The following is a 22,186-nucleotide window of genomic DNA, read 5'->3' on the forward strand; positions in this document are numbered from 1 at the left end:
GGGCGGCGTCGTCTTGTCCTAGCGCCTACCGGTAGTCGTTGGAGAACCCGTAGTCGTCCAGCGGCACCGCAGCGCCGGCCGGAGCACCGAAGGTGCCGTCCGGGCTGTAGTAGGTGTCGTCGTACGACGGCACCGCGTACGCCGCGGCACGAGCCTCTTCGGTCGGCTGAACCTGGATGTTGCGGTAGCGGTTGATACCGGTACCGGCCGGGATCAACTTACCGATGATCACGTTCTCCTTCAGACCGATCAGCTTGTCGCTGCGGCTGTTGATCGCCGCGTCGGTCAGGACACGCGTGGTCTCCTGGAACGACGCCGCCGACAGCCACGACTCGGTCGCCAGCGAGGCCTTGGTGATACCCATCAGGACCGGACGTCCGGCTGCGGGCTCGCCACCCTCGGTCACGACCTGACGGTTGGCCGCCTCGAACTCGGCACGCTCGACGAGCGAACCGGGCAGGAACTCGGTCGAACCGTGATCGATGATCGTCACGCGACGCAGCATCTGACGCACGATGGTCTCGATGTGCTTGTCGTGGATCGACACACCCTGGCTGCGGTAGACCTCCTGGACCTCGTTGACCAGGTGGATCTGCACCTGACGGGGACCCATGACACGGAGCACCTCGTGCGGGTTGGCCGAGCCCTCCATGAGCTGCTGGCCGACCTCGACGTGGTCACCGTCGGCGAGGAGCCGCTCGGAACCGTCGTCGTGCTTGAACACGCGCAGACGCTGACGCTTCGAGATCTTGTCGATGACAACCTCTTCCGAACCATCGTCCGGGATGAGGGTGATCTTGTAGAAGCGGTCGTCGTCTTCGAGACGCACCCGGCCGGAGACCTCCGCGATCGGCGCCACGCCCTTGGGGACGCGGGCCTCGAAGAGCTCCTGGACACGCGGCAGACCACCGGTGATGTCGTCACCGACGCCACCCTGGTGGAACGTACGCATCGTCAGCTGGGTACCGGGCTCACCGATCGACTGGGCCGCGATGATACCGACGGCCTCGCCGATGTCGACGAGCTTGCCGGTGGCCATCGAACGGCCGTAGCACATCGCACACACACCGGTGCCGGTCCCACAGGTCAGGACCGAACGGACCTTCACCTGCGTGATGCCGGCGGCGAGCAGGGCCTCGATGGCCGGGTCGCCCAGGTCGTGACCGCGCTCGACGATGACGTTGCCGTCGGCGTCGACCGCGTCCTGCGCCAGCGTGCGGGCGTAGGTCGAGGTCTCGACGTGCGCGTCACGGATGAGCGTGCCGTCGGCCTGCTTCTCGGCGATGGTCGTGGTGATGCCACGCTCGGTGCCACAGTCGGTCTCGCGCACGATGACGTCCTGCGACACGTCCACCAGACGACGGGTCAGGTAACCCGAGTCGGCGGTACGAAGCGCGGTGTCGGCCAGACCCTTCCGGGCACCGTGCGTGTTGATGAAGTACTCGGCCACGGTCAGGCCCTCGCGGAACGAGGACTTGATCGGACGCGGGATGAACTCACCCTTCGGGTTGGTCACCAGACCCTTCATGCCCGCCAGCGAGCGGATCTGGGTCATGTTGCCCGCCGCACCCGACTTCACGATCATCGGGATCGGGTTGTCGTCCGGGTAGTGCGCCTCCATGGCCGCGCCGACCTCTTCGGTCGCCTGCTTCCAGATCTCCACGAGGGAGTCACGACGCTCGTCCGGGGTGAGGGCACCGCGCTGGAACTTGCGCTCCAGACCGTCGGCCCGCTCCTCGTACTTGTCGAGGATCTCCGCCTTCTGCGGCGGCACCAGCACGTCGGCCATCGAGACGGTGACGCCCGAACGGGTGGCCCAGTAGAAGCCGACGTCCTTCAGCTTGTCGACGGTCTGGGCGACCACGATCATCGGGTAGCGCTCGGCGAGATCGTTGATGATCACGGCCTGACGCTTCTTCGGCATCTGCTCGTTGACGAACGGGTACTCGATCGGCAGCAGCTCGTTGAACAGCACCCGGCCCAGCGTGGTCTCGATGTCCCACGGCGAGCCGTACTTCCAGCCGTCGGGGAACTGCTCGGCCTCGATGTCGGCCGGCGGACGCTGGTCGGTCAGACGCACCTTGATGCGCGACTGCACGGTCAGCACACCGCGGTCGACGGCCATGATGGCCTCGGCCGGGGTCGAGTAGACGCCACGCTCGACGTCGTCGCCGTTCGCCGGGGTGTACTCGCCCGCCGCACCCTCCTTGAGGGTGGTCAGGTAGTACAGACCGGTCACCATGTCCAGACGCGGCATGGCGAGCGGACGGCCCGACGCCGGCGACAGGATGTTGTTCGACGACAGCATCAGGATGCGCGCCTCGGCCTGCGCCTCCGCCGACAGCGGAAGGTGCACGGCCATCTGGTCACCGTCGAAGTCGGCGTTGAAGGCCTCACACACCAGCGGGTGGAGCTGAATGGCCTTGCCCTCCACCAGCTGCGGCTCGAAGGCCTGGATGCCGAGGCGGTGCAGCGTCGGTGCACGGTTCAGCAGAACCGGGTGCTCGGCGATGACCTCTTCGAGGACGTCCCACACCGCGGGGCGCTGACGCTCGACCATGCGCTTGGCCGACTTGATGTTCTGCGCCTGGTTCAGGTCGACCAGACGCTTCATCACGAACGGCTTGAACAGCTCGAGAGCCATCAGCTTCGGCAGACCGCACTGGTGCAGCTTGAGCTGCGGGCCGACCACGATGACCGAACGGCCCGAGTAGTCGACGCGCTTGCCGAGCAGGTTCTGACGGAAACGACCCTGCTTGCCCTTGAGCAGATCGCTCAACGACTTCAGCGGGCGGTTGCCCGGCCCGGTGACCGGACGGCCACGACGACCGTTGTCGAACAGGGCGTCGACCGACTCCTGCAGCATCCGCTTCTCGTTGTTGACGATGATCTCGGGAGCACCCAGATCGATCAGTCGCTTGAGGCGGTTGTTGCGGTTGATGACGCGGCGGTACAGATCGTTGAGGTCGGAGGTCGCGAAGCGGCCACCGTCGAGCTGCACCATCGGACGCAGCTCCGGCGGGATCACCGGAACGGCGTCGAGAACCATGCCCAGCGGCGAGTTGCCCGACTGCTGGAACGCCGCGACGACCTTGAGCCGCTTGAGCGCGCGCAGCTTCTTCTGGCCCTTGCCGCTGCGGATGGTCTCGCGCAGCGACTCGGCCTCGGCGTCGATGTCGAAGGTCTCCAGGAGCTTCTTGATCGCCTCGGCGCCCATCGAACCCTGGAAGTACTCGCCGTAGCGCTCTTCGAGCTGACGGTAGAGCTTCTCGTCGATGATGAGGTCGCCCGGGGCGAGCTTGACGAACTTGTCCCAGATCTCCTCGAGACCGTCGAGCTCACGCTGAGCGGCGTCGCGCATACGACGCATCTCGCGGTCGGCACCGTCGCGCACCTTGCGGCGCACGTCGGCCTTGGCACCCTCGGCCTCCAGCTCGGCGAGATCCTGCTCGAGCTTCTGCTGACGCTCGTTGAGGTCGACGTCGCGCTGATCGGCGACAGCCTTCTTCTCGACCTCCATCTCGGCCTCGAGCGTCGAGAGCTCGTTGTGACGGAGCTCGTCGTCGACCGCGGTGATCACGTAGGCGGCGAAGTAGATGATCTTCTCGAGATCCTTCGGCGCCAGGTCGAGCAGGTAGCCCAGCCGGCTCGGCACACCCTTGAAGTACCAGATGTGCGTGACCGGGGCGGCCAGCTCGATGTGGCCCATGCGCTCACGGCGCACCTTGGCCTTGGTCACCTCGACGCCGCAGCGCTCACAGATGATGCCCTTGAAGCGGACGCGCTTGTACTTGCCGCAGTAGCACTCCCAGTCGCGGGTCGGGCCGAAGATCTTCTCGCAGAACAGGCCGTCCTTCTCCGGCTTGAGCGTGCGGTAGTTGATCGTCTCCGGCTTCTTGACCTCACCGTATGACCAGTTGTGGATGTCGTCGGCCGTGGCCAGGCCGATCTTCAGTTCGTCGAAAAAGTTGACGTCGAGCACTTGTTACCTTTCCAGAGCTCTGTTGTCAGTAGCCGGGGCGAAACCCGGCCGGGTGAGGGTCAGATCAGTTGGCGAGATCGTCGACGGTGGCCGACTCGTTGCGCGACAGGTTGATGCCGAGGTTGGCAGCGGCGCGCTCCAGGTCCTCGTCGTCGGTGTCGTGCATCTCGATGGCGGCACCGTCGGAGCTGAGCACCTCGACGTTCAGGCACAGCGACTGAAGCTCCTTCAGCAGCACCTTGAACGACTCAGGGATACCCGGCTCCGGGATGTTCTCGCCCTTGACGATCGCCTCGTAGACCTTGACGCGGCCCACCACGTCGTCCGACTTGATGGTCAGCAGTTCCTGCAGCGTGTACGCCGCACCGTAGGCCTGCATGGCCCAGCACTCCATCTCACCGAAGCGCTGACCACCGAACTGCGCCTTACCACCCAGCGGCTGCTGGGTGATCATCGAGTACGGGCCGGTCGAACGAGCGTGGATCTTGTCGTCGACCAGGTGGTGCAGCTTGATGATGTACATGTAGCCGACCGACACCGGGTACGGGAACGGCTCGCCGGAACGACCGTCGAACAGCGTCGCCTTGCCGTCGCCGTTGACCATGACCTCACCGTCGCGGTTCGGCAGCGTCGAGGACAGCAGTCCGGTCAGCTCCTCCTCGCGGGCGCCGTCGAACACCGGGGTGGCGGTGTTGGTGTCGGGCTCGGCCGAGTACATGTCCTCGGGCAGACGCGACGCCCACTCCGGCACACCCTCGGCGACGTTGATGTTCCAGCCGGCCTTGGCCACCCACCCGAGGTGGGTCTCCAGGATCTGGCCGATGTTCATACGCCGCGGCACACCGTGGGTGTTGAGGATGATGTCGACGGGGGTGCCATCGGGCAGGAACGGCATGTCCTCCTGCGGGAGGATCTTGCCGATGACGCCCTTGTTGCCGTGACGACCGGCGAGCTTGTCGCCGTCCTGGATCTTGCGCTTCTGGGCCACGTACACGCGGACCAGCTCGTTGACGCCGGGAGCCAGGTCGTCGTCGTCCTCGCGGCTGAACACGCGCACGCCGATGACCTTGCCGGTCTCGCCGTGCGGCACCTTCAGCGACGTGTCGCGGACCTCACGGGCCTTCTCACCGAAGATGGCACGCAGCAGACGCTCTTCCGGGGTCAGCTCGGTCTCGCCCTTCGGGGTGACCTTGCCGACCAGGATGTCGCCGTCGCGGACCTCGGCACCGATGCGCACGATGCCGCGCTCGTCGAGATCGGCGAGGACCTCGTCGGAGACGTTCGGGATGTCCCGGGTGATCTCCTCGGCACCGAGCTTGGTGTCGCGGGCGTCGATCTCGTGCTCCTCGATGTGGATCGAGGTGAGCACGTCCTCCTCCACGAGCCGCTGGCTCAGGATGATCGCGTCCTCGTAGTTGTGGCCCTCCCACGGCATGATCGCCACGAGCAGGTTCTTGCCGAGCGCCATCTCACCGTTCTCGGTGCAGGGGCCGTCGGCGAGGACCTGGCCGGACTCCACGCGCTGACCCTCGTCCACGATCGGACGCTGGTTGGCGCAGGTGCCGTGGTTGGAGCGCGCGAACTTGCGCATCCGGTACGTGTCGCGGGTGCCGTCGTCGGACATGACGGTGATGTAGTCGGCCGAGACCTCTTCCACCACACCGGTCTTCGACGACACGATGACGTCACCGGCGTCGACGGCGGCACGCAGCTCCATGCCGGTACCGACCAGCGGCGACTCGTTGCGCACCAGCGGCACGGCCTGACGCTGCATGTTCGCACCCATCAGGGCGCGGTTGGCGTCGTCGTGCTCGAGGAACGGGATCATCGCGGTCGCGACGGACACCATCTGACGCGGCGAGACGTCGAGGTACTCGACATCGGTCGCGCCGACGAACTCCACCTCGGAGCCCTTCTTGCGCACCAGGACACGCTCGTCGGTGATGCGTCCGCTGCCGTCGAAGTTGGTGTTCGCCTGACCGATGAGGAAGCGGTCCTCCTCGTCGGCGGTCATGTACTCGATGTCGTCGGAGACGACACCGTCGACGACCTTGCGGTACGGGGTCTCGATGAATCCGAACGGGTTGACCCGCGCGTACACCGAGAGCGAACCGATCAGACCGATGTTCGGACCCTCAGGGGTCTCGATCGGGCACATGCGGCCGTAGTGCGACGGGTGCACGTCGCGCACCTCGAGGCCGGCACGCTCACGGCTCAGACCACCCGGGCCCAGCGCCGACAGACGACGCTTGTGGGTCAGACCCGACAGCGGGTTGTTCTGGTCCATGAACTGGGACAGCTGGCTGGTTCCGAAGAACTCCTTGATCGCCGCCACGACCGGACGGATGTTGATCAGGGTCTGCGGGGTGATTGCCTCGACGTCCTGAGTGGTCATGCGCTCACGCACGACACGCTCCATACGCGAGAGGCCCACGCGGATCTGGTTCTGGATCAGCTCGCCGACGGTACGCAGGCGACGGTTGCCGAAGTGGTCGATGTCGTCGACCTCGACGGGCACCTCGACGCCACCGGGGACGGTCATGTAGGTGGTGGTGTGCGGGTCGGCCTCGTGCAGACGCACCAGGTACTCGACGGTCGCGATGATGTCCTCGCGGGTCAGCGTGGACTCGCCCACCATCGGGTTGCCCGTCAGGCCCAGCTTCTTGTTGACCTTGTAGCGGCCCACGCGGGCGAGGTCGTAACGCTTGTCCTTGAAGAACAGGTTTTCCAGGAGGTTCTCCGCGGACTCCTTGGTCGGCGGCTCACCCGGGCGCAGCTTGCGGTAGACCTCCAGCAGCGCCTCGTCCTGGCTGCCGGTGTTGTCCTTCTCCAGCGTCGACATCATGATCTCGGAGAACCCGAACCGCTCGGTGATCTCCTCGGCGGTGAAGCCCAGCGCCTTGAGCAGCACGGTGACCGGCTGACGGCGCTTGCGGTCGATACGCACACCCACGGTGTCGCGCTTGTCGACGTCGAACTCGAGCCACGCACCGCGACCCGGGATCACCTTGACGGTGTGCAGGGTCTTCTCGGTGGTCTTGTCGATCGAGGCGTCGAAGTACACGCCGGGGCTGCGCACCAGCTGGCTCACCACGACACGCTCGGTGCCGTTGATGATGAAGCTGCCCTTTTCGGTCATGATCGGGAAGTCGCCCATGAAGACGGTCTGCGACTTGATCTCGCCGGTGTTGTTGTTGATGAACTCCGCGGTGACGAACAGCGGCGCCGCGTAGGTCATGTCCTTGTCCTTGCACTCCTCGACGGAGGCCTTGACCTCGTCGAAGTGCGGCTCGGAGAACGACAGGGACATCGAACCGGAGAAGTCCTCGATCGGGGACAGCTCGTGGAGGATGTCCTCGAGGCCACCGGTCGGGTTCTCGTCGCCGCGGGCGATCGCCTTCGCGCGCCACTCCGGCGAACCGACGAGCCATTCGAACGAATCGAGTTGGAGGTCGAGGAGGCCCGGGACCTCCAGCGGCTCGCTGATCTTTGCAAACGACGCGCGATGCGGCGCGCCGGGGATTGTTGAGGTGGACTGGCGGTTGACTGCCAAGATGCGTCCTTCCAACACGACGTTATTCACAACCTAGATGTGCAGTACGTGGCTTGATGGGCCGTTCGCTGGTGACACCCTGGAATCGGCGATCACCGCAGCACACACGTCTAGAGAGTGGCCGAAGAAGGATCGATAGATGGACAGGAGGCAGCCAGCGCAACGTCCAACTGTAGCAGAAAATAGACGCACTTTGTCAAGCCGTCTGGAAAGCGATTTCGCGCGGGTGGCTGCCTGCACGTCGATCGCTGGTCACAGCCTGGCCCGACATCGCCTCCACGTCAAGCGCTACGCGCGAATTTCGCGAAGTCGGTGTCGAACTCGGCGTCCGACCTGGTGATGAGGGGGCGACGCACCTCGATCAGAAGGGCTCGACCGCCCGGATCCGCCACTGGTCGCCCTCACGCACCATCGCGAACTGGGCGCGCGGTGCACCGCTGTTGGTGGCCATGCTGTTCTGCGTCTCGCTCACCACCAGGTTCGCGATGACGGTCGCGGTCGCGCCGTCGTCGGCGCCGGAGAGGTCCCGGACGCCGATCGCGTCGACCCGGCACTCCGCACCCGTCTTGGTCTGCGTGATCAGCTCGCGCTGCGCCTTCAGCGTCTCGTCGAACTCCGTGCGGGCCTGCCCGGTCAGCGCGTCCTGCGCCCGCCGCTGCCACTCGTCGAGTTCGGTGTGGTCATACCCGAACACCGCGCAGATCCGCTCCTGCGCCTGCGAGGTCAGCTGCGACGTCGACTCCTGGTCGACGAACGCCTTGTTCGGTCCGATCTCGGCGCCCGGATGGAACGCGAGGATGGCCGCGATGACGAACAACACGGCCGCGACGCCCGCCAGCACTCCGGTACGGATGCCGAGGGGATTGCGGGAGGCACCCCTCCCCCGCCGGTCCCGCTTGCCTGGACGCCGGCCCATCGGCCGGTTCGGTTTGTCCGACGACCCGACCGGCGCCGGCGTGTCTCCGCGGCGCAGGGTCGAGACCCGCGCGACCGGTTTGGTCTTGGGTTTGGGCGACTCGGCTGTGGTCGACTCCGCCGTCGCCGACTTCTCGAGGCTGACGGCGTCGGTTTCCGCGGTGGCGTCACCAGGCCCTTCGAGGCTCGTCGCTCGCGCTCCTCGCACCTCAGGGGGCAGGGAATTGTCGGTTTCCGCGGTGGCGTCACCAGGCCCTTCGTGGCTCGTCGACCTCGACTCGCTTCGCTCGCTCGGCCCGGCGGCTTTCGCTCCTCGCACCTCAGGGAGCAAGGGGGACGCAGCTTCGTCCGACACCTCAGGGGGCAGAGGGGTTGTCGCTTCGTCCGACACCTCAGGGGGCAGGGGGGCTCCTCGCACCTCAGAGGGCGGAGAAGTCCGGCCGGCGACCTTTGGGGTCGGGCGGCGCTTCGGGGTGGGCTTCTTCTTACCGCGGTCCGGTGCCATCAGTTGCCCCCTTCCGGAGCCGGGGCCGGGGCCGCGGGGGCGGGCGCGCCACCGCCGTCGGCGTAGGCGATGCCCTCCAGACCGAGGATGTTCTCGGCCTTCCAGGTGTCGCCGTCCTTGGTCATGCTGACGTCGAAGCCGCGTGTCTCGTCGATCCCGGGCTGGCCGGGGCGTTCGAGCGTCGTCACGACGTAGACGAGCACCTTGGCCTTCTGCTCGTCGGCGTCGACCTCGCTCGGTGCGCTGCGCAAGAGGCGCGCGTTCAGCTTGGCGGTGTTCGGTCCGGCGGTCCCGAGCATGTCGAGCACGTTGCCGCCCTCACCGTCTTTCTCACTGCCGAGCACCTCGTCCTTGGCCTTCCCGGTCAGGGACGCCTCCGCACGCTTGCGGAAGCCGTCGACGTCGGCCGGGTCGATCGTCGTGATGTTGAGGACGGCCTGCTCGGCGGCCTGGGTGGCGGCGTCGCGCGTCTCCTGCGCCGGGTACTCGTCGAAGTAGACGTTGTAGGCCCGCACACCGAACACGGCGACGAGCACCACGCCGACCACGACCGCCACGGCAGCCAGGACGAACGGTGCGGACTTCGCCGCCCGCCGCAGGGCGGGACGGGGGCCGCCGGGCTTGTTCTCTGTCGGTTCTGCGGTGCCAGTCATCGGGAACACACTGTATATATCGCTCCTGAGCGCAAGCCAAGGCCGAGGTTCGGACCGTGGGAGGTCCGATCAGGGGCGGCGACGCTCGTCGGGTGGTCGGGTCTAGCGCGGCCGGACGCCGAGCAGCGCTGCGAGCTGCTGGGCGAGCGGGTTGAGGTTGAGCTTGTCGGGATCCTTCTTGGGGGTGTTGTCCCACGGCTGCGGGTACGCCGGGTTGGCGTACTGGGCACGCTCGGCACTGCGGACACCCGTCGGATTACCGAACGGCACCGTACATTTCGCCTCGGTGTTGAACGCGAAGTCGTCGTAGTGGACGTCGAAGTCCGGGTTCTGGCGACGAGCCTCGGCCAACACCGCGTCGGTGCTCTCGTATCCGCGCGTACAGGCCGCGGGGTTGTTCGTCTCGAGGACGACACCGAAGTGGATCTGGCCGTCGCCCGGCGCGGGTGCGTGGCTCCCCGCCGACAGCGCGGAGAGCATCGCGAACGTCGTCGACGTCGTGTAGGTCGCCGGCTCGATCGTGCGGGCCACCTCGGCGAGATCCTTCACGACCTTCGACAGGTCGTTTCCGTTCTTCTGGATCAGCTCCGAGATCTGCGTCGCCGACAAGGTGCCCGTGGTGAGCAGTCGCCGCAGGTCGGGATCGGCCGAGGCGAGGGTCGCGGTCACCAGGTTCAGGTTGCGCGACCAGGTCAGGATCGCGTCGGACTGGTCGGCCTGCGTGTCGAGCACGACGTTCGAGTTCTGAATGAGCGCGACCGTCTCGCTCAGGTTGTCGACGCCGGCCCGCGAGAGCTTGCCGAGTGAGTCGACGAGGCGGGTCAGGTTCTCGCCCTGGCCGTTGAACGCGTTGCCGAGTTCGGTGATGACCGTGTTCAGGTCGTCGACCGGGATCGAATCGGTGAAGTCGATCGCCGAGGCCACCACGTCCTCGAGCGGCTCGGGCAGCACGTACTTGGTGATCGTGTCGCCGCCCTTCAGGTACGGCCCCTCCGACGACGTCGGCTGCAGATCGACGAACTGCTCACCGATCGCCGACCGGTTCGCGACGACCGCGGTCGCCGACGCCGGGATCTCCGGCCCGCCCGAGTCGATGTCGAGAGCGACGTCCACACCGTCGGGCGTCAGCGTCAGCTTGCCGACGCGACCCACGGGCACACCCTGATAGGTGACCTCGGCGTTGGTGAAGATGCCGCCGGAGTCGGGCAGCTTGGCGGTGACGGTGTACATGCCGACACCGGCCAGTTTGTCCAGACGGGCGTACTTCGCGCCCACGTAGACCAGCGCCACCAGGCCGACGACGACGAACACGATCAGCTGGATCTTGACGAGCTTGCCGATCATCGTCCACCTCCTGACGGGTCGGATGCCGGGTTCCCGGCGGACGCCGCCGGAGCGAGCCCCATGGCGGCCAGCGGACCGTCGAGGATGCCCTGACCGGGCACCGCCGGGGTCGGCATCTGTCCGGCCGCATCGGCCGGGCGTGAGAACGACGCGGGGTAGGTGCCACCCGACGGCGGGGTGTTCGGTCCCGGACGTGAGTTCGGGGCCGGCGGGAGCAGCGTGATCGTCGGCCAGCCGTAGCGCGGGCCGTTGCCGCGGTAGTACGGGTTGCGCCGGTCGACCGGCACGTTCACCCGAGCGGGCGGGACGTACCTCGGGGTCCCCTGGCCGACACCGAGCGCCTCGAGCTGATTGAGCACGCGGAGGTCCAGCGTCATGAACAGGTTGGTCGAGTCACCGCGCACACCCGGCAGCAACCAGTCCGGGAACGGATGCGTGAGCATCAGCGGCGCGGCGGTGATCAGATCCGGAGCCGCCGCGGCGAGCTGCGTCAGCACCGGCCGCAACGCCTTCAGGTCGTTGATCAGCGCCTTGCGCGACTTGCCCAGCACGTCGGTACCGACCTGGCCGAGCTCGTCGAGCTTGGTCAGCAGTTCGACGAACTGCGGACGCTGCTCCTCGAGCACCTCGACGCCCGCGGGCAGCTGCTTGAGGATGCGGTCGATCTGCGCGGTCTGCGCGGCGGTCCGGGTGGACAGCTCGGCCAGGCCGTCGATCGCGGTGATGATGTCGTCGCGCTGACGGTTGAGGCCGGCGATCAGGTCCTCGGTCTCGCCGATCAGGTCGCGCACCTTGTCGGTCCGGCCGTCGAGTGCCTTGTTGAGCTCGGTGACGATCGGCTGCAGCTGGTTGAGGCCACCGCCGTTGAGCAGCAGCGCGAGCGCCCCGAGGACCTGTTCGATGTCGGTGGCGGTCCGTGTCCGCGACACCGGGATCGGCTGGTCCGGGTTCTGGCGCGGCGCGTCGGCACTGCCGTCGGGCTCGGTGAGCGACACGAACTTCTCACCGAGCAGCGAGGTCTGCTGCACGCTCGCCTCGGCCTCATCGGACAGGTCGACGTTGTTCTGCACCTCGACGGTGACCTGGGCGAACCACTGATCGTTGGGCACCTCGACCTTGGTCACGCGCCCGACCGGGATCCCGTCGCGTTTGACCATCGACTGCGGCACGAGGTCGAGCACGTCGTCGAACTGGATCTTGTACGTGCGCGCGTTGTCGCCTGTGTTCACCCCGCCGGGCAGCGGGATCGACTGGATGCCGTTGGACATACAGCCGGTCACCAGCAGGGTCAGCGACAGCGCCGCGCCGGCCATCGCCGTACGCATCGACGTGCGGTTCATCAGTTGCCTCCCCGGGGTCGCGGGGTGGTCGACGAGGAGGCCGGGGCCCGCTCCGACGGCGGGTTGCCGATCTCCGGATCGGGGTTGCCCGGGACGGTGCCCGGCACCGGCGCACGCTGCAGTTTGTTGTTGCTCATGATGCCGAAGGGCAGCACGGGCAGCAGCGGCTCGAGGACGCCTTCCTGGATCTGCTCACCGATCTCCTCGCACTGGCTGATCAGCGGCCGCAGGGTGTCGCTGAACTGATCGGCGGCCGGGTTGCCCGGCAGCAGCTTGCCGAGGTCGAGCAGGCGACACTGGGCACCGATCAGATCCTGCAGGTCCGGGATCGTCAGGCGCATCGACAGCGTGCCCGACTCGGCGTCGTAGGCGTTGATCAGGTTGTTCACCGTGATCGGCAGCACGGTCAGGACCTCTTTGAGGTTGTTCTTCTGATCGAGCAGGGCCTGGGTCGTCGGCTGCAGGTCCTTCACCGTCTCCCCGATCTGCTCACGGTTGTCGGCAAGGAACGTCGCCACGTCGCCGAGAGCGATCGACAGCTTGTTCAGCGCCGCGGCGAGCTGCTCGCGCTCACCGGCGAGGAACTGGTTGAACGAGGCCATCTGCGTGTTGAACTGCCGCACCTGGGCGTCGTTCTCACGCAGCGCGCCGACGAAGACGTTCAGGTTCTTGACGGTGTCGAAGAGGTTGCCGCGCGAGTCGCTGAGCGTCGTCGACGCTTTCGACAATCCCTCGATGGCCGCGCCGAGCTTCTCGCCGTTGCCCTCGAGGTTCTCCGCGCCGGTGGTGACGAGTTCACTCACCGCACCCTGCCGGCCGGTGCCGTCGGTCTTGTTGGCGCCATCGGGTCCGAGAGCGTCGGACAGCTCCTTGACACTCGCGTAGATCTGGTCGACCTCCACCGGGACCATCGTCTGGTCGACGGAGAGGGTGAGGTCGCGAGGCGCCTTCTCCCCGCCCGTGTAGGCCGGGGTCAGCTGGACGTAGCGATCCGCGACGACCGACGGGATGATCTGCACCGCACGGACATCCGCGGGCAGCTCGACACCGCGGTCGACGGTCATCGTCACCTTGACGGTGTCGCCCTCCGGCGTGACCGAGTCGACCTTGCCGACCGCCACCCCGAGCACCCGGACATCGGAGCCCTCGTAGATGCCGACCGACCGCTTGAAGGTCGCGGTGATCTTGGTGGTGCCGACCGAGGTGAACACCCACCACAGCGCACCCGCGACGATGAGCGCGAGGATCAGCCCGATCACGAGCACCACGATGTGCCGCGGCGTGAACCAGCGACCGGGACCCGAGTTCTGGGTCAGGTCTGGTGCGGTCATCAGCCGACCCCCGTTCCGGCCTGGTTCTCCATGGCCTGCTTGTTCGGCGGCCGCGTCGTGTTCTGCTGCGGCAGTGCCGGCGGCAGGAGGTTCACGACCGACGACTCGAACCATCGACCGTTGCCGAGCACGTTCGCGTACAGGCGGTAGAAGGGCGCCATGTACTTGATCGAGTCGCGGATGTTCTGGTTCTGCCGCTGCAGCAGCTCGTTCACGCCCTTCAGCGCGTCGAGTGCCGGTCCGATCTGTTCCTCGTTGTCGCGCACGATGCCGGTGAGCGAATCACCAAGGCTCGTGGTGCTGGCCAGCAACGCCGAGATGTTGCGCTGGCGGTTGTTCAGCTCGTCGAGCAACTGACCGGCGCCGCCGATGAGGCGCACGAACTCCTCGTTGCGGTCGGCCAGGATCTTCGAGGTGTCCTTCGTCGCGGCGAGCAGTCGCTGCACCTCTTGGTCGCGGCTCGAGATCGTCTGCGACAGACGGGCGATGCCGTCGAGCGCCGGTCCCGTGGTACCCGCGGTCCCCGAGAAGGTGTCCGACAGCACGCGCATCGACTCGGCCAGCTGGTCGTTGTCGAGTTCGCCGATCTGCTCGGCCGCACCGGAGAACGCCTCGATGACGTCGTACGGGGCGACCGTGTCGGTCAGCGGGACGTCGGGATCGGCGGGCTCGCTGCCACGCGGATTCAGCGACAGGAACTTCTGACCGAGGATCGTCTTGATCTGGATCGTCGCCTGGGTCTGGTCACCGATCCAGGTGTTCTCCACCCGGAAGGTCACGTTGACGCGGTCCCCGTCCAGGGTGACGTCGTCGACCTCGCCCACCTTCACGCCCGCGACGCGGACCTCGTTGCCCGGCTTGAGGCCGGCGGCCTCGGTGAACTTCGCCGTGTAGCGCGCACCCGCGCCGAGCAGCGGCAGTTCGGCGAGATAGAACGAGCTGAGTCCGAGCATCATCAGGATGAGGATGCCGATGGCGCCGATGCTGACCGGGCTGCGCCGGCCGCCGAAGCGCCGGTGCGGATGCTGCACCGGGGCGTCAGCCGCGTCGCGTTCGTCGTCGTTCACATTCGGGTCACGCGGGTTCGGATCGTTGTTGTCTGCCATCGTGGTCACCCCCCTGGCCGGTCGTCGGCCCAGCAGCGCGTCGCCGCACTGGTGTAGAGCACATGGTTGATGTCGGGCAGCGGGACAAGCGGTTGCGTCAGCACCGGCGACTTGCCGTTGCCCGCCACCACGTCGATACCGCACAGGTAGAACTGGAACCAGGAACCGAATGTCGCTGCGCGGCCGATCTTCTGGAGCTTGATCGGCAGATTGGTCAGCGTCTCCTCGATGTCCTCGTCGCGCGCGTTGATCTGATCGGCGAGCGACTTCAGGCCGGCGATGTCGCCCTGGATGGACGGCCGCGTCGCACCGAGGATGTTCGCCGTGACCGAGGTCAGATTGGAGACCGAGGTGATCGCCGAACCCACCGAACCGCGTTGCGCCGCAAGGCCTGTCACGAGCTTCTCGGTGTTGTCGAGCAGGCTGGTGAACTGTTCGTCGTTGCGGTTGACGGTGTCGAGGACCTTGGTGAGGTTCGTGATCAGCTCACCGATGACCTTGTCCTTGTCGGCGATCGCGTTCGTCAGATCGGCGGTGTCGCTGACCAGACGGGTGATCGAACCGCCCTGACCGTCGAAGATCGCGATGATCTGCTCGGTCAGCTTGTTCACGTCGGAGGCCGAGAGCTGCTGGAACAGCGGACGGAATCCGTTGAACAGCTCGGTCAGGTTGACCGGCGGGTGGGTGTCCTTGACGCCCGGGTTCAGACCGAAGGTGTGCCCCTGCGCGACCGTCTGCGACGGATCGCCCGCCCCGCGCTCGAGCGCGAGGTACCGGAGCCCGGTCAGGTTGCGGTAGCGGATGAAGAGCTGGGTCCCGTCCGGCAGCCGGTCGCGGTCGACGTTGAACGCGACCTTCGCCTTGTTGCGGTCGTAGACCTCGACGCTCTCGACCTGTCCCACACGCACACCGGCGATGCGCACGTCGTCGCCCGGGTTGAGCAGCGTGGCGTCGGTGAAGACGGCGTTGAACTTCGCGTCCCCGTCACCGCCCGCATTGGCGATGGTGACGGCGAGCAGACTCGTGGTCACCACCGTGACCACGCCGAAGATGACCAACTTGATCAGCGGTCCGACGATCGACTTCATTTGATGTCGACCTTCGCACCCTGCAGCGCACCGCCGCCGATCATGGTCACCCAGGTGGGCACCTCTTCGGGCGCCTTGCCCGAGGTGGCGCCGTAGATGACCTGCAGCTGCTTGCGGTAGTCCGGGTCGTCGAACGGGTTGGACTCCACCGCGACCGGCTTCGCACCCGACGCGGCCGAGACCGACCCCGCGGGCACGCCGCTGAACTGCGGCTGCGGCAACTCGGGCATCGTGCGCGGACCGGGGTTACGTGACGGCGGTTGGTAGCTGCCGTCGGCGAGCGAACCACCCGGGTACTGCGGGAACGGGCGGTCGCCACCCATCTTGGGGTCGTAACACACAGCGGGCGGATCGAGGTCCATGAAGCGGGGTTCGTCCTGGTTCGGTAGGTAACGGCCACGGGGGTTGACGAACTGCAGGTTCACCCGCACACCCGGATTGTCGGTGCCCTGGCCGACGATCTTGCGCGACTCCGGGATCAGACCCGCGAAGTTGCGGAAGGTGCACACGAACGCCGGTGACTGCTTGGCGAGTCCGACGAGGAGTTCCTCGGAGTCGACGGCCAGGTCGATGAGGTCGGTGCGGTTGGCACGGAGCCAGCCGGTCAGGTCGTCGGACGCGACACCCAGGGTGGCGATGAGGGTCCGCAGGTCGTCCTGGCGTTCGACGATGGTGTTCGTCGTCGTGCGCAGGGAGTCGAGCGCGTCGACCACGTCGGGCAGCGCCTCGGAGTAGGTCTGCGAGAAGCTGGCCAACCCCTCGAGGGTGCCCTCGAGTTCGGGCAGGTTCTCGTTGATCTCGCCGAAGATCTGGTCGAGTTCCTCCAGCGTCGTGCCCAGCTGCTCGCCGCGGCCCGAGAGTGCCGACGACAGCGAGGTCAGCGTGGCGTTCAGATCCTGCGGCGGGATCGCCTCGAGGACCGGGAGCAGCTTGTCGAACAACTGCTGGATTTCCAGTGCGTTGCCGCTCTGGTCGGTCTGGATCGTCGCACCGTTGCTCAGCGTCGGCCCGGAGTTGTCCTCCGGCACCTGCAGGGCGACGTAGCGCTCGCCGAACAGGGTCTTCGGCAGGATGCGCGCGGTGGTCTCGGCCGACAGCGTCGACGCCTGATCGGGGTTGAGTCCCAACACGACTTCGACGGAACCGTCGGGTCCGGGCTTGACCTCGCGCACCTCGCCGACGGTCATGCCGCGGGCCTTGACGTCGGCGTTCGCCGGCAGCGCGTTGCCGGTCGAGTCGGTCAGCAACGTGACGTCGGTGAACTCGGTGAACGTCTTGTTGAACTTGGTGATCGTCAAGGTGAGGAACAACGCGACGACGAGGAAGAAGACGAGTCCGAGCAACCGTTTACGCAGCAGCGTCACGTTAACCTCCCACTCGCACGGTTGTCGTGGTGCCCCAGATCGCCAGGCCGAGGAAGAAGTCCAGGACCGCGATCAGCACCAGAGCCGCTCGAACCGCGTGCCCGACGGCCACGCCCACACCCGCGGGACCGCCCGAGGCGTAGTAGCCGTAGTAGCAGTGCACGAGGATGATCACGAACGCGAAGACCAGCACCTTGCCGAACGACCACAAGACGTCGGCCGGTGGCAGGAACAGGTTGAAGTAGTGGTCGTAGGAGCCGCCGGACTGGCCGTTGAAGACCGTCGTCACCACGCGGGAGGCGAGGTACGCCGACAGCAGGCCGAGCACGTACAGCGGGATGACCGCGATGAAACCGGCGATCACTCGGGTCGACACCAGGAACGGGATCGACGGCACGGCCATCGTCTCCAGCGCGTCGATCTCCTCCGAGATCCGCATGGCGCCGAGCTGGGCGGTGAAGCCGCAGCCGACGGTCGCCGACAGCGCGAGACCCGCCACCAGCGGGGCCACCTCGCGGGTGTTGACGTAGGCGGAGAGGAAGCCGGTGAGGGCCTGCGACCCGATCTGGTCGAGCGCGGCGTACCCCTGCAGGCCGACCACGACGCCGGTGAACCCCGACATCAGCACCATCACGCCGATGGTGCCGCCGATGACCGCGAGTCCGCCCGATCCGAACGCGACTTCGGCGAGCAGGCGCAGGACCTCGCGCGTGTAATGCACGATCGTCTTCGGCATCCACGCGAGCGTCCGGCCGTAGAACGACATCTGCTCGCCGGCGCCGTCGAGCACCTTCAGCGGCTTGCCCAGCTGCTTGCGGGCCTCGTACATGTAGTACTCGGGCCGGCTCTTGGCGATGGTCACACCGCCCCCACCTTCGGTCACGTCTAGCTCCCCTTCGGTGGGACGACCTGCAGGTAGACCGCAGTGATGATCAGGTTCGCCAGGAACAGCAGCAGGAACGTGATGACGACGCTCTGGTTGACCGCGTCACCCACGCCCTTCGGACCGCCCTTGGGGTTGAGGCCCTTGTACGACGCCACGACACCGGCGAGGACACCGAAGATCGCGGCCTTGAGGGTCGAGACCCAGAGGTCGGGCAGCTGTGCCAGCGCACCGAACGACGCGAGGTAGGCGCCCGGCGTACCGCCTTGGACGACCACGTTGAAGAAGTAACCACCGCCGATACCGATGACGGCGACCAGACCGTTGAGCAGCATCGCCACCAGAACCATCGCCAGCACACGCGGTACGACGAGACGCTGGATCGGGTTGATGCCGAGCACCTCCATCGCGTCGATCTCCTCGCGGATGGTGCGCGAGCCGAGGTCGGCGGCGACGGCCGACCCGGCCGCACCCGCGATCAGCAACGACGTCACCAGCGGCGAACCCTGCTGGATGACGACGAGCACGCTGGCCGCGCCGGTGTAGGACTCCGCGCCGAGCTGCTTGATGAGTGAACCCGTCTGCAGCGAGACGATCGCGCCGAACGGAATCGCGATCAGGGCGGTGGGCAGGATCGTCACACTGGCGATGAACCACGCCTGCTGGATGAACTCCCGCCACTGAAACGGGCGCACAAAGGTCTGGCGTGCAACATCGACGAAGAGCTGAACGATATTGCCGGTCTGTGACAGGGCACCTGTCCCGGCTTGCGCGATTCGGTCGACGCCACGCGTGGTGGCACTGCTCATCCCTAGGGTGTCCGCCCTTCGTTCCCATCAGCACGATGGCTGGGCTTGGTCAGTGCATCACCGGGTGTGTGCCACTGTTCGGTCGGGGCATCGCTGCCGCCGTAGTCGATGACGTCGGTCTTGGAGTCCGCGACGGCGACGTTGCTCGGCGCGGTCGTCCACTCATTGCCGGAGCTGTTGTTGCCGGACGGGCCGTTGCCGTTCGCCATGTTGTCGGCGTGCTGGCGGCTCTCCTCGCGGATCTGGTCTTCCTGCTCCTGGCTGCGGCGGATCGCCTCCTGAGCGTTATGGGGCAGGTCGGGCAGCATCGCGTGCACGCGCTCGCGGTGCCGGGCGATCGCCTTGCGTTCGGGCATACCGGGATTGGGCTGCACCTGCGGAATGATCTCGGTGAAGTCCTCCTTGGTACCACCACCGGAGATACCCGCGGCCTGCATCGCCTCTTCCTGCTTCTGGACCGCCTCGTCCTTCTCCTCGGACATACCGATCGGACCGAACCGGTCACCGGAGAGGAACTGCTTGACCACCGGCTGCTCCGAGGTCAGCAACTGCTCCCGCGGACCGAACATGACCAGTTCCTTGCGGAACAACATGCCGATGTTGTCCGGGATCGTCCGCGCGATGTTGATGTTGTGGGTCACGATCAGGATCGTGGCGTCGATCTGGGCGTTGATGTCGATCAGCAACTGCGAGATGTAGGCGGTACGCACCGGATCCAGACCCGAGTCCGGCTCGTCGCACAGGATGATCTGCGGGTCGAGGACCAGCGCGCGCGCCAGCCCGGCGCGCTTGCGCATACCGCCGGAGATCTCACCGGGAAGCTTGTCCTCGGCACCGGTCAGACCGACGAGGTCGATCTTCTCCATCACGATGTCGCGGACCTCGTTCTCCTTTTTCTTCGTGTGCTCACGAAGCGGGAACGCGATGTTGTCGAACAGGCTCATCGACCCGAACAAAGCGCCGTCCTGGAACAGCACGCCGAACAGCTTGCGGATCTCGTAGAGCTCCTTGGCCGAACACTGCGTGATGTCGGTCCCGTCGATGATCACCGACCCCTGCTCCGGATGCAGCAGCCCGATCAGGGTCTTCAGGAACACCGACTTACCGGTACCCGACGGACCCAGCAGCGCCGAAACCTCCCCCTCCGGCAGGGTCAGAGTGACATCACGCCAGATGTTCTGCGAACCGAACGACTTGGTGAGTCCTTCGACGCTGACCTCAACACCCACAACTTCCTCCAGACGATCGCTGCCCCCGAGGCGGCCACGGTGTGACCGCGCACCAACCGGCGGCATTTGTGGTTGGGGTCACTCTAACCGACCCGTCCCCGCCCACAACGCCGCCGCGTGGTTCTCGGTGATGGCTGCGGGAAACCTACCGCCCGGTAACTCTCGCCGCGCCGATGACAATATCCGATGGTTCGCGGTGAGGGAAGTCGGGCCGGCCCCTCGATGTGACGGCCACCGCAGACCTGGGCTTCACCTGCGGAACACGATTTCGACGGCTCAGCACCGCGCGTCGGGGTCGAGGCGCGGGTGGTCGTCGTAAGTGCGTCGAATGCGTAAACGCATTCGATGGGGACTGTGTTAGCTCTGCGTACGGTCAGGCCGCGGGCGAACCTGTCGTCGTCAACCACGGTCGTAGTAGAGCCACGAGTTCTCGGCGTTCGAGAGTCGACCAGGTCCAGCGGATCACCATGATCCCAAGAGCGCGCAGCGCGTCCTCCCTGCGCTTCTCGCGGATCAATGCATCACGTGGCTCTTCGTCGGGGCGGAGTAGCCGACCGTACTTCTGGAGGCCGTCGAACTCACCGATCACCCGGCCGTCCCAGTCGAAGTCCGCTCGTATTTCTCCGTCCGGTGTCGAGAACGAGCTCTGCAGGCGGGGTGCCGGGAGTCCGGCGACGATCATCTGCGCGCGGCTCCACGACTCACCGACGCTTTCCGATCGACGGTTCGAACACGCCAGCGCTCTGCGAGCAGTGCCGACGTTCTTCCATCCCGTGCGTGCGTCGAGCATGGCCGCCATCGTGTCGTGATCCGCGTCCTTCGCCAGCGCCCGGTCGAAGACGACGACCCCCTGGGCGAAGTCACCGGCCATCGCGATGTCGACCGCGGTGCGTTCGACACTCGTGACCGACAATCCGTCCACTGTGACCGTCTCATCGCGGCCCAGCGGGCCGTTGTGGACATGACGGTGTCCGCGCACATAGCCGCCACTGGATTTCGCGGCCTTCGTCAGGTGCACCGTGGTGCGATCGGGATGCAGGGTGTCGAGCCCGAGAAGCGCGGCGGCCGATTCGTGACTCAGTGTCGAGATGCCGCGGTCGCGCGCCGATGTCGCCACGGCTATGGATCGGTGCCGGAAGAGCAGATCGGCGCCCGCCGGCCCCCTCGAACCGCGCTCCCCCCTCGACCCACACCCCCGGCGCCAGCCGCAGGAGTTGACCGCGTCGGACTGCAGCGGCGACGACGTCGTCCCCGACACCGGCCCGCAGGGTCGCTTCCCGACGAACGAGACCGTATCGGTCGACGGGCAGTTCATGAGCGAAGGGCGCAGGCATGGGACTTGGACGCACGGACCGCCCCGTCGGTTTCATCCGCCGAGCCGGGTCTCCTACCGAGCCGGCCAACCTCTTGGTCGCATGCGACTTCATGTCGTCGATGCGACTTCGATCGAGGTCGCAACGACGAAACGAGATCGCATGCGACCTCAATTCGCGGGCCGGTGTGCGGGCGAACCCCGACCCAGCGCCCTCCCGACCCAGCGCCCCTCCCCGGGACAGCAACGAGCCCGGGACAGCGATGCTGTCCCGGGCTCGTGAAACGCTTGCGCGTGAGTCGGTCTTACTTGACCGAAACCTTGGCGCCGGCCTCTTCGAGCTTGGCCTTGGCAGCCTCGGCGGCCTCCTTGTCGACCTTCTCCAGCAGAGCCTTCGGAGCGCTCTCGACGAGGTCCTTGGCTTCCTTCAGGCCCAGGCCCGAGACGACCTCGCGGACGACCTTGATGACCTGGATCTTCTTGTCGCCGGCACCCTCGAGGATGACGTCGAACTCGTCCTGCTCGGCAGCAGCCTCGGCGCCACCGGCAGCCGGGGCACCGGCAGCGGCGACGGCGACCGGAGCCGCAGCGGTGACCTCGAAGACCTCTTCGAACTTCTTCACGAAATCGCTGAGCTCCAGCAGGGTCAGTTCCTTGAACTGATCGATGAGCTCGTCAGCGGTGAGCTTCGCCATGGTTGGCGTCCTTCCTGTCAGTCCCCGTACGGGGCTTCGGTGTTCATCCCCGTACGGTTCGGGGATTGGTGTGGTGC

Annotated in this window: 14 protein-coding genes and 1 pseudogene; all 15 read right to left on the reverse strand. The window is 66.5% G+C overall.

All coding sequences use genetic code 11. The annotated features are described in order from the left end of the window. Nucleotides 1-25 precede the first annotated feature (25 nt). Nucleotides 26-3,982 carry a DNA-directed RNA polymerase subunit beta' gene (locus tag M4D77_RS15355; protein ID WP_058253299.1) on the reverse strand — a complete coding sequence of 1,319 codons (3,957 nt, stop codon included), beginning with the start codon at nt 3,980-3,982 and terminating at the stop codon, nt 26-28. A gap of 64 nt (nt 3,983-4,046) precedes the next feature. Continuing rightward, the gene (locus M4D77_RS15360) at nt 4,047-7,553 is read right to left on the reverse strand and encodes a DNA-directed RNA polymerase subunit beta (RefSeq protein ID WP_247451586.1); all 3,507 of its coding nucleotides are present in this window, start codon (nt 7,551-7,553) and stop codon (nt 4,047-4,049) included. 343 nt (nt 7,554-7,896) lie between these two features. Next, a complete protein-coding gene (locus M4D77_RS15365; RefSeq protein WP_259936619.1) occupies nt 7,897-8,658 on the reverse strand; it encodes a hypothetical protein in 762 nt (253 codons plus the stop codon). Nucleotides 8,659-8,954: 296 nt separating this feature from the next. After that, the gene (locus tag M4D77_RS15370) at nt 8,955-9,608 is read right to left on the reverse strand and encodes a hypothetical protein (RefSeq protein ID WP_065629321.1); all 654 of its coding nucleotides are present in this window, start codon (nt 9,606-9,608) and stop codon (nt 8,955-8,957) included. A 102-nt stretch (nt 9,609-9,710) separates the two neighbouring features. Further along, entirely contained in the window at nt 9,711-10,952 is a 1,242-nt protein-coding gene (locus M4D77_RS15375) for an MCE family protein (protein WP_058253301.1), read from the reverse strand. Beyond that, nucleotides 10,949-12,292 (reverse strand): MCE family protein, encoded by a 1,344-nt coding sequence (locus M4D77_RS15380; protein WP_159370212.1) that lies wholly within the window; start codon nt 12,290-12,292, stop codon nt 10,949-10,951. Before M4D77_RS15380 ends, M4D77_RS15375 begins: the two co-directional genes overlap by 4 nt. After that, a complete protein-coding gene (locus M4D77_RS15385; protein WP_058253303.1) occupies nt 12,292-13,623 on the reverse strand; it encodes an MCE family protein in 1,332 nt (443 codons plus the stop codon). Before M4D77_RS15385 ends, M4D77_RS15380 begins: the two co-directional genes overlap by 1 nt. Beyond that, the gene (locus tag M4D77_RS15390) at nt 13,623-14,729 is read right to left on the reverse strand and encodes an MCE family protein (RefSeq protein ID WP_065629320.1); all 1,107 of its coding nucleotides are present in this window, start codon (nt 14,727-14,729) and stop codon (nt 13,623-13,625) included. Before M4D77_RS15390 ends, M4D77_RS15385 begins: the two co-directional genes overlap by 1 nt. A 5-nt stretch (nt 14,730-14,734) precedes the next feature. Beyond that, nucleotides 14,735-15,817 carry an MCE family protein gene (locus M4D77_RS15395; RefSeq protein WP_058253304.1) on the reverse strand — a complete coding sequence of 361 codons (1,083 nt, stop codon included), beginning with the start codon at nt 15,815-15,817 and terminating at the stop codon, nt 14,735-14,737. Then, on the reverse strand, nt 15,814-17,181 hold the full coding sequence (locus tag M4D77_RS15400; RefSeq protein ID WP_165630498.1) for an MCE family protein: 1,368 nt from the start codon (nt 17,179-17,181) through the stop codon (nt 15,814-15,816). The genes M4D77_RS15395 and M4D77_RS15400 overlap by 4 nt, the downstream gene beginning before the upstream one ends. Before the next feature lies 1 nt (nt 17,182). Continuing rightward, nucleotides 17,183-18,064, reverse strand: coding sequence for an ABC transporter permease (locus tag M4D77_RS15405; protein WP_058253306.1), 882 nt, complete (start codon nt 18,062-18,064; stop codon nt 17,183-17,185). Nucleotides 18,065-18,066: 2 nt separating this feature from the next. Beyond that, the gene (locus tag M4D77_RS15410; RefSeq protein WP_004023366.1) at nt 18,067-18,873 is read right to left on the reverse strand and encodes an ABC transporter permease; all 807 of its coding nucleotides are present in this window, start codon (nt 18,871-18,873) and stop codon (nt 18,067-18,069) included. Between the two features lie 2 nt (nt 18,874-18,875). Further along, complete coding sequence (locus M4D77_RS15415) at nt 18,876-20,102, reverse strand: ABC transporter ATP-binding protein (RefSeq protein ID WP_068970872.1); 1,227 nt, start codon at nt 20,100-20,102, stop codon at nt 18,876-18,878. Between the two features lie 373 nt (nt 20,103-20,475). Beyond that, nucleotides 20,476-21,436 (reverse strand): annotated as a pseudogene (locus M4D77_RS15420) (hypothetical protein). 283 nt (nt 21,437-21,719) lie between these two features. Continuing rightward, nucleotides 21,720-22,109: a 50S ribosomal protein L7/L12 gene (gene rplL / locus M4D77_RS15425; protein ID WP_004019500.1), complete on the reverse strand. Its 390-nt coding sequence runs from the start codon at nt 22,107-22,109 to the stop codon at nt 21,720-21,722. Nucleotides 22,110-22,186 lie beyond the last annotated feature (77 nt).

The sequence above is a fragment of the Gordonia sp. p3-SID1431 genome (assembly GCF_025143765.1).
GTDB classification, from domain to species: Bacteria; Actinomycetota; Actinomycetes; order Mycobacteriales; family Mycobacteriaceae; genus Gordonia; species Gordonia hongkongensis.

Excerpts from the sequence above, each read along its gene's own strand:
- M4D77_RS15390 (WP_065629320.1), bottom strand. The coding sequence starts at position 14,729 with ATGGCAGACAACAACGATCCGAACCCGCGTGACCCGAATGTGAACGAC.
- M4D77_RS15395 (WP_058253304.1), bottom strand. The coding sequence starts at position 15,817 with ATGAAGTCGATCGTCGGACCGCTGATCAAGTTGGTCATCTTCGGCGTG.
- M4D77_RS15385 (WP_058253303.1), bottom strand. The coding sequence starts at position 13,623 with ATGACCGCACCAGACCTGACCCAGAACTCGGGTCCCGGTCGCTGGTTC.
- M4D77_RS15380 (WP_159370212.1), bottom strand. The coding sequence starts at position 12,292 with ATGAACCGCACGTCGATGCGTACGGCGATGGCCGGCGCGGCGCTGTCG.
- rplL (WP_004019500.1), bottom strand. The coding sequence starts at position 22,109 with ATGGCGAAGCTCACCGCTGACGAGCTCATCGATCAGTTCAAGGAACTG.
- M4D77_RS15370 (WP_065629321.1), bottom strand. The coding sequence starts at position 9,608 with ATGACTGGCACCGCAGAACCGACAGAGAACAAGCCCGGCGGCCCCCGT.
- M4D77_RS15410 (WP_004023366.1), bottom strand. The coding sequence starts at position 18,873 with ATGAGCAGTGCCACCACGCGTGGCGTCGACCGAATCGCGCAAGCCGGG.
- M4D77_RS15375 (WP_058253301.1), bottom strand. The coding sequence starts at position 10,952 with ATGATCGGCAAGCTCGTCAAGATCCAGCTGATCGTGTTCGTCGTCGTC.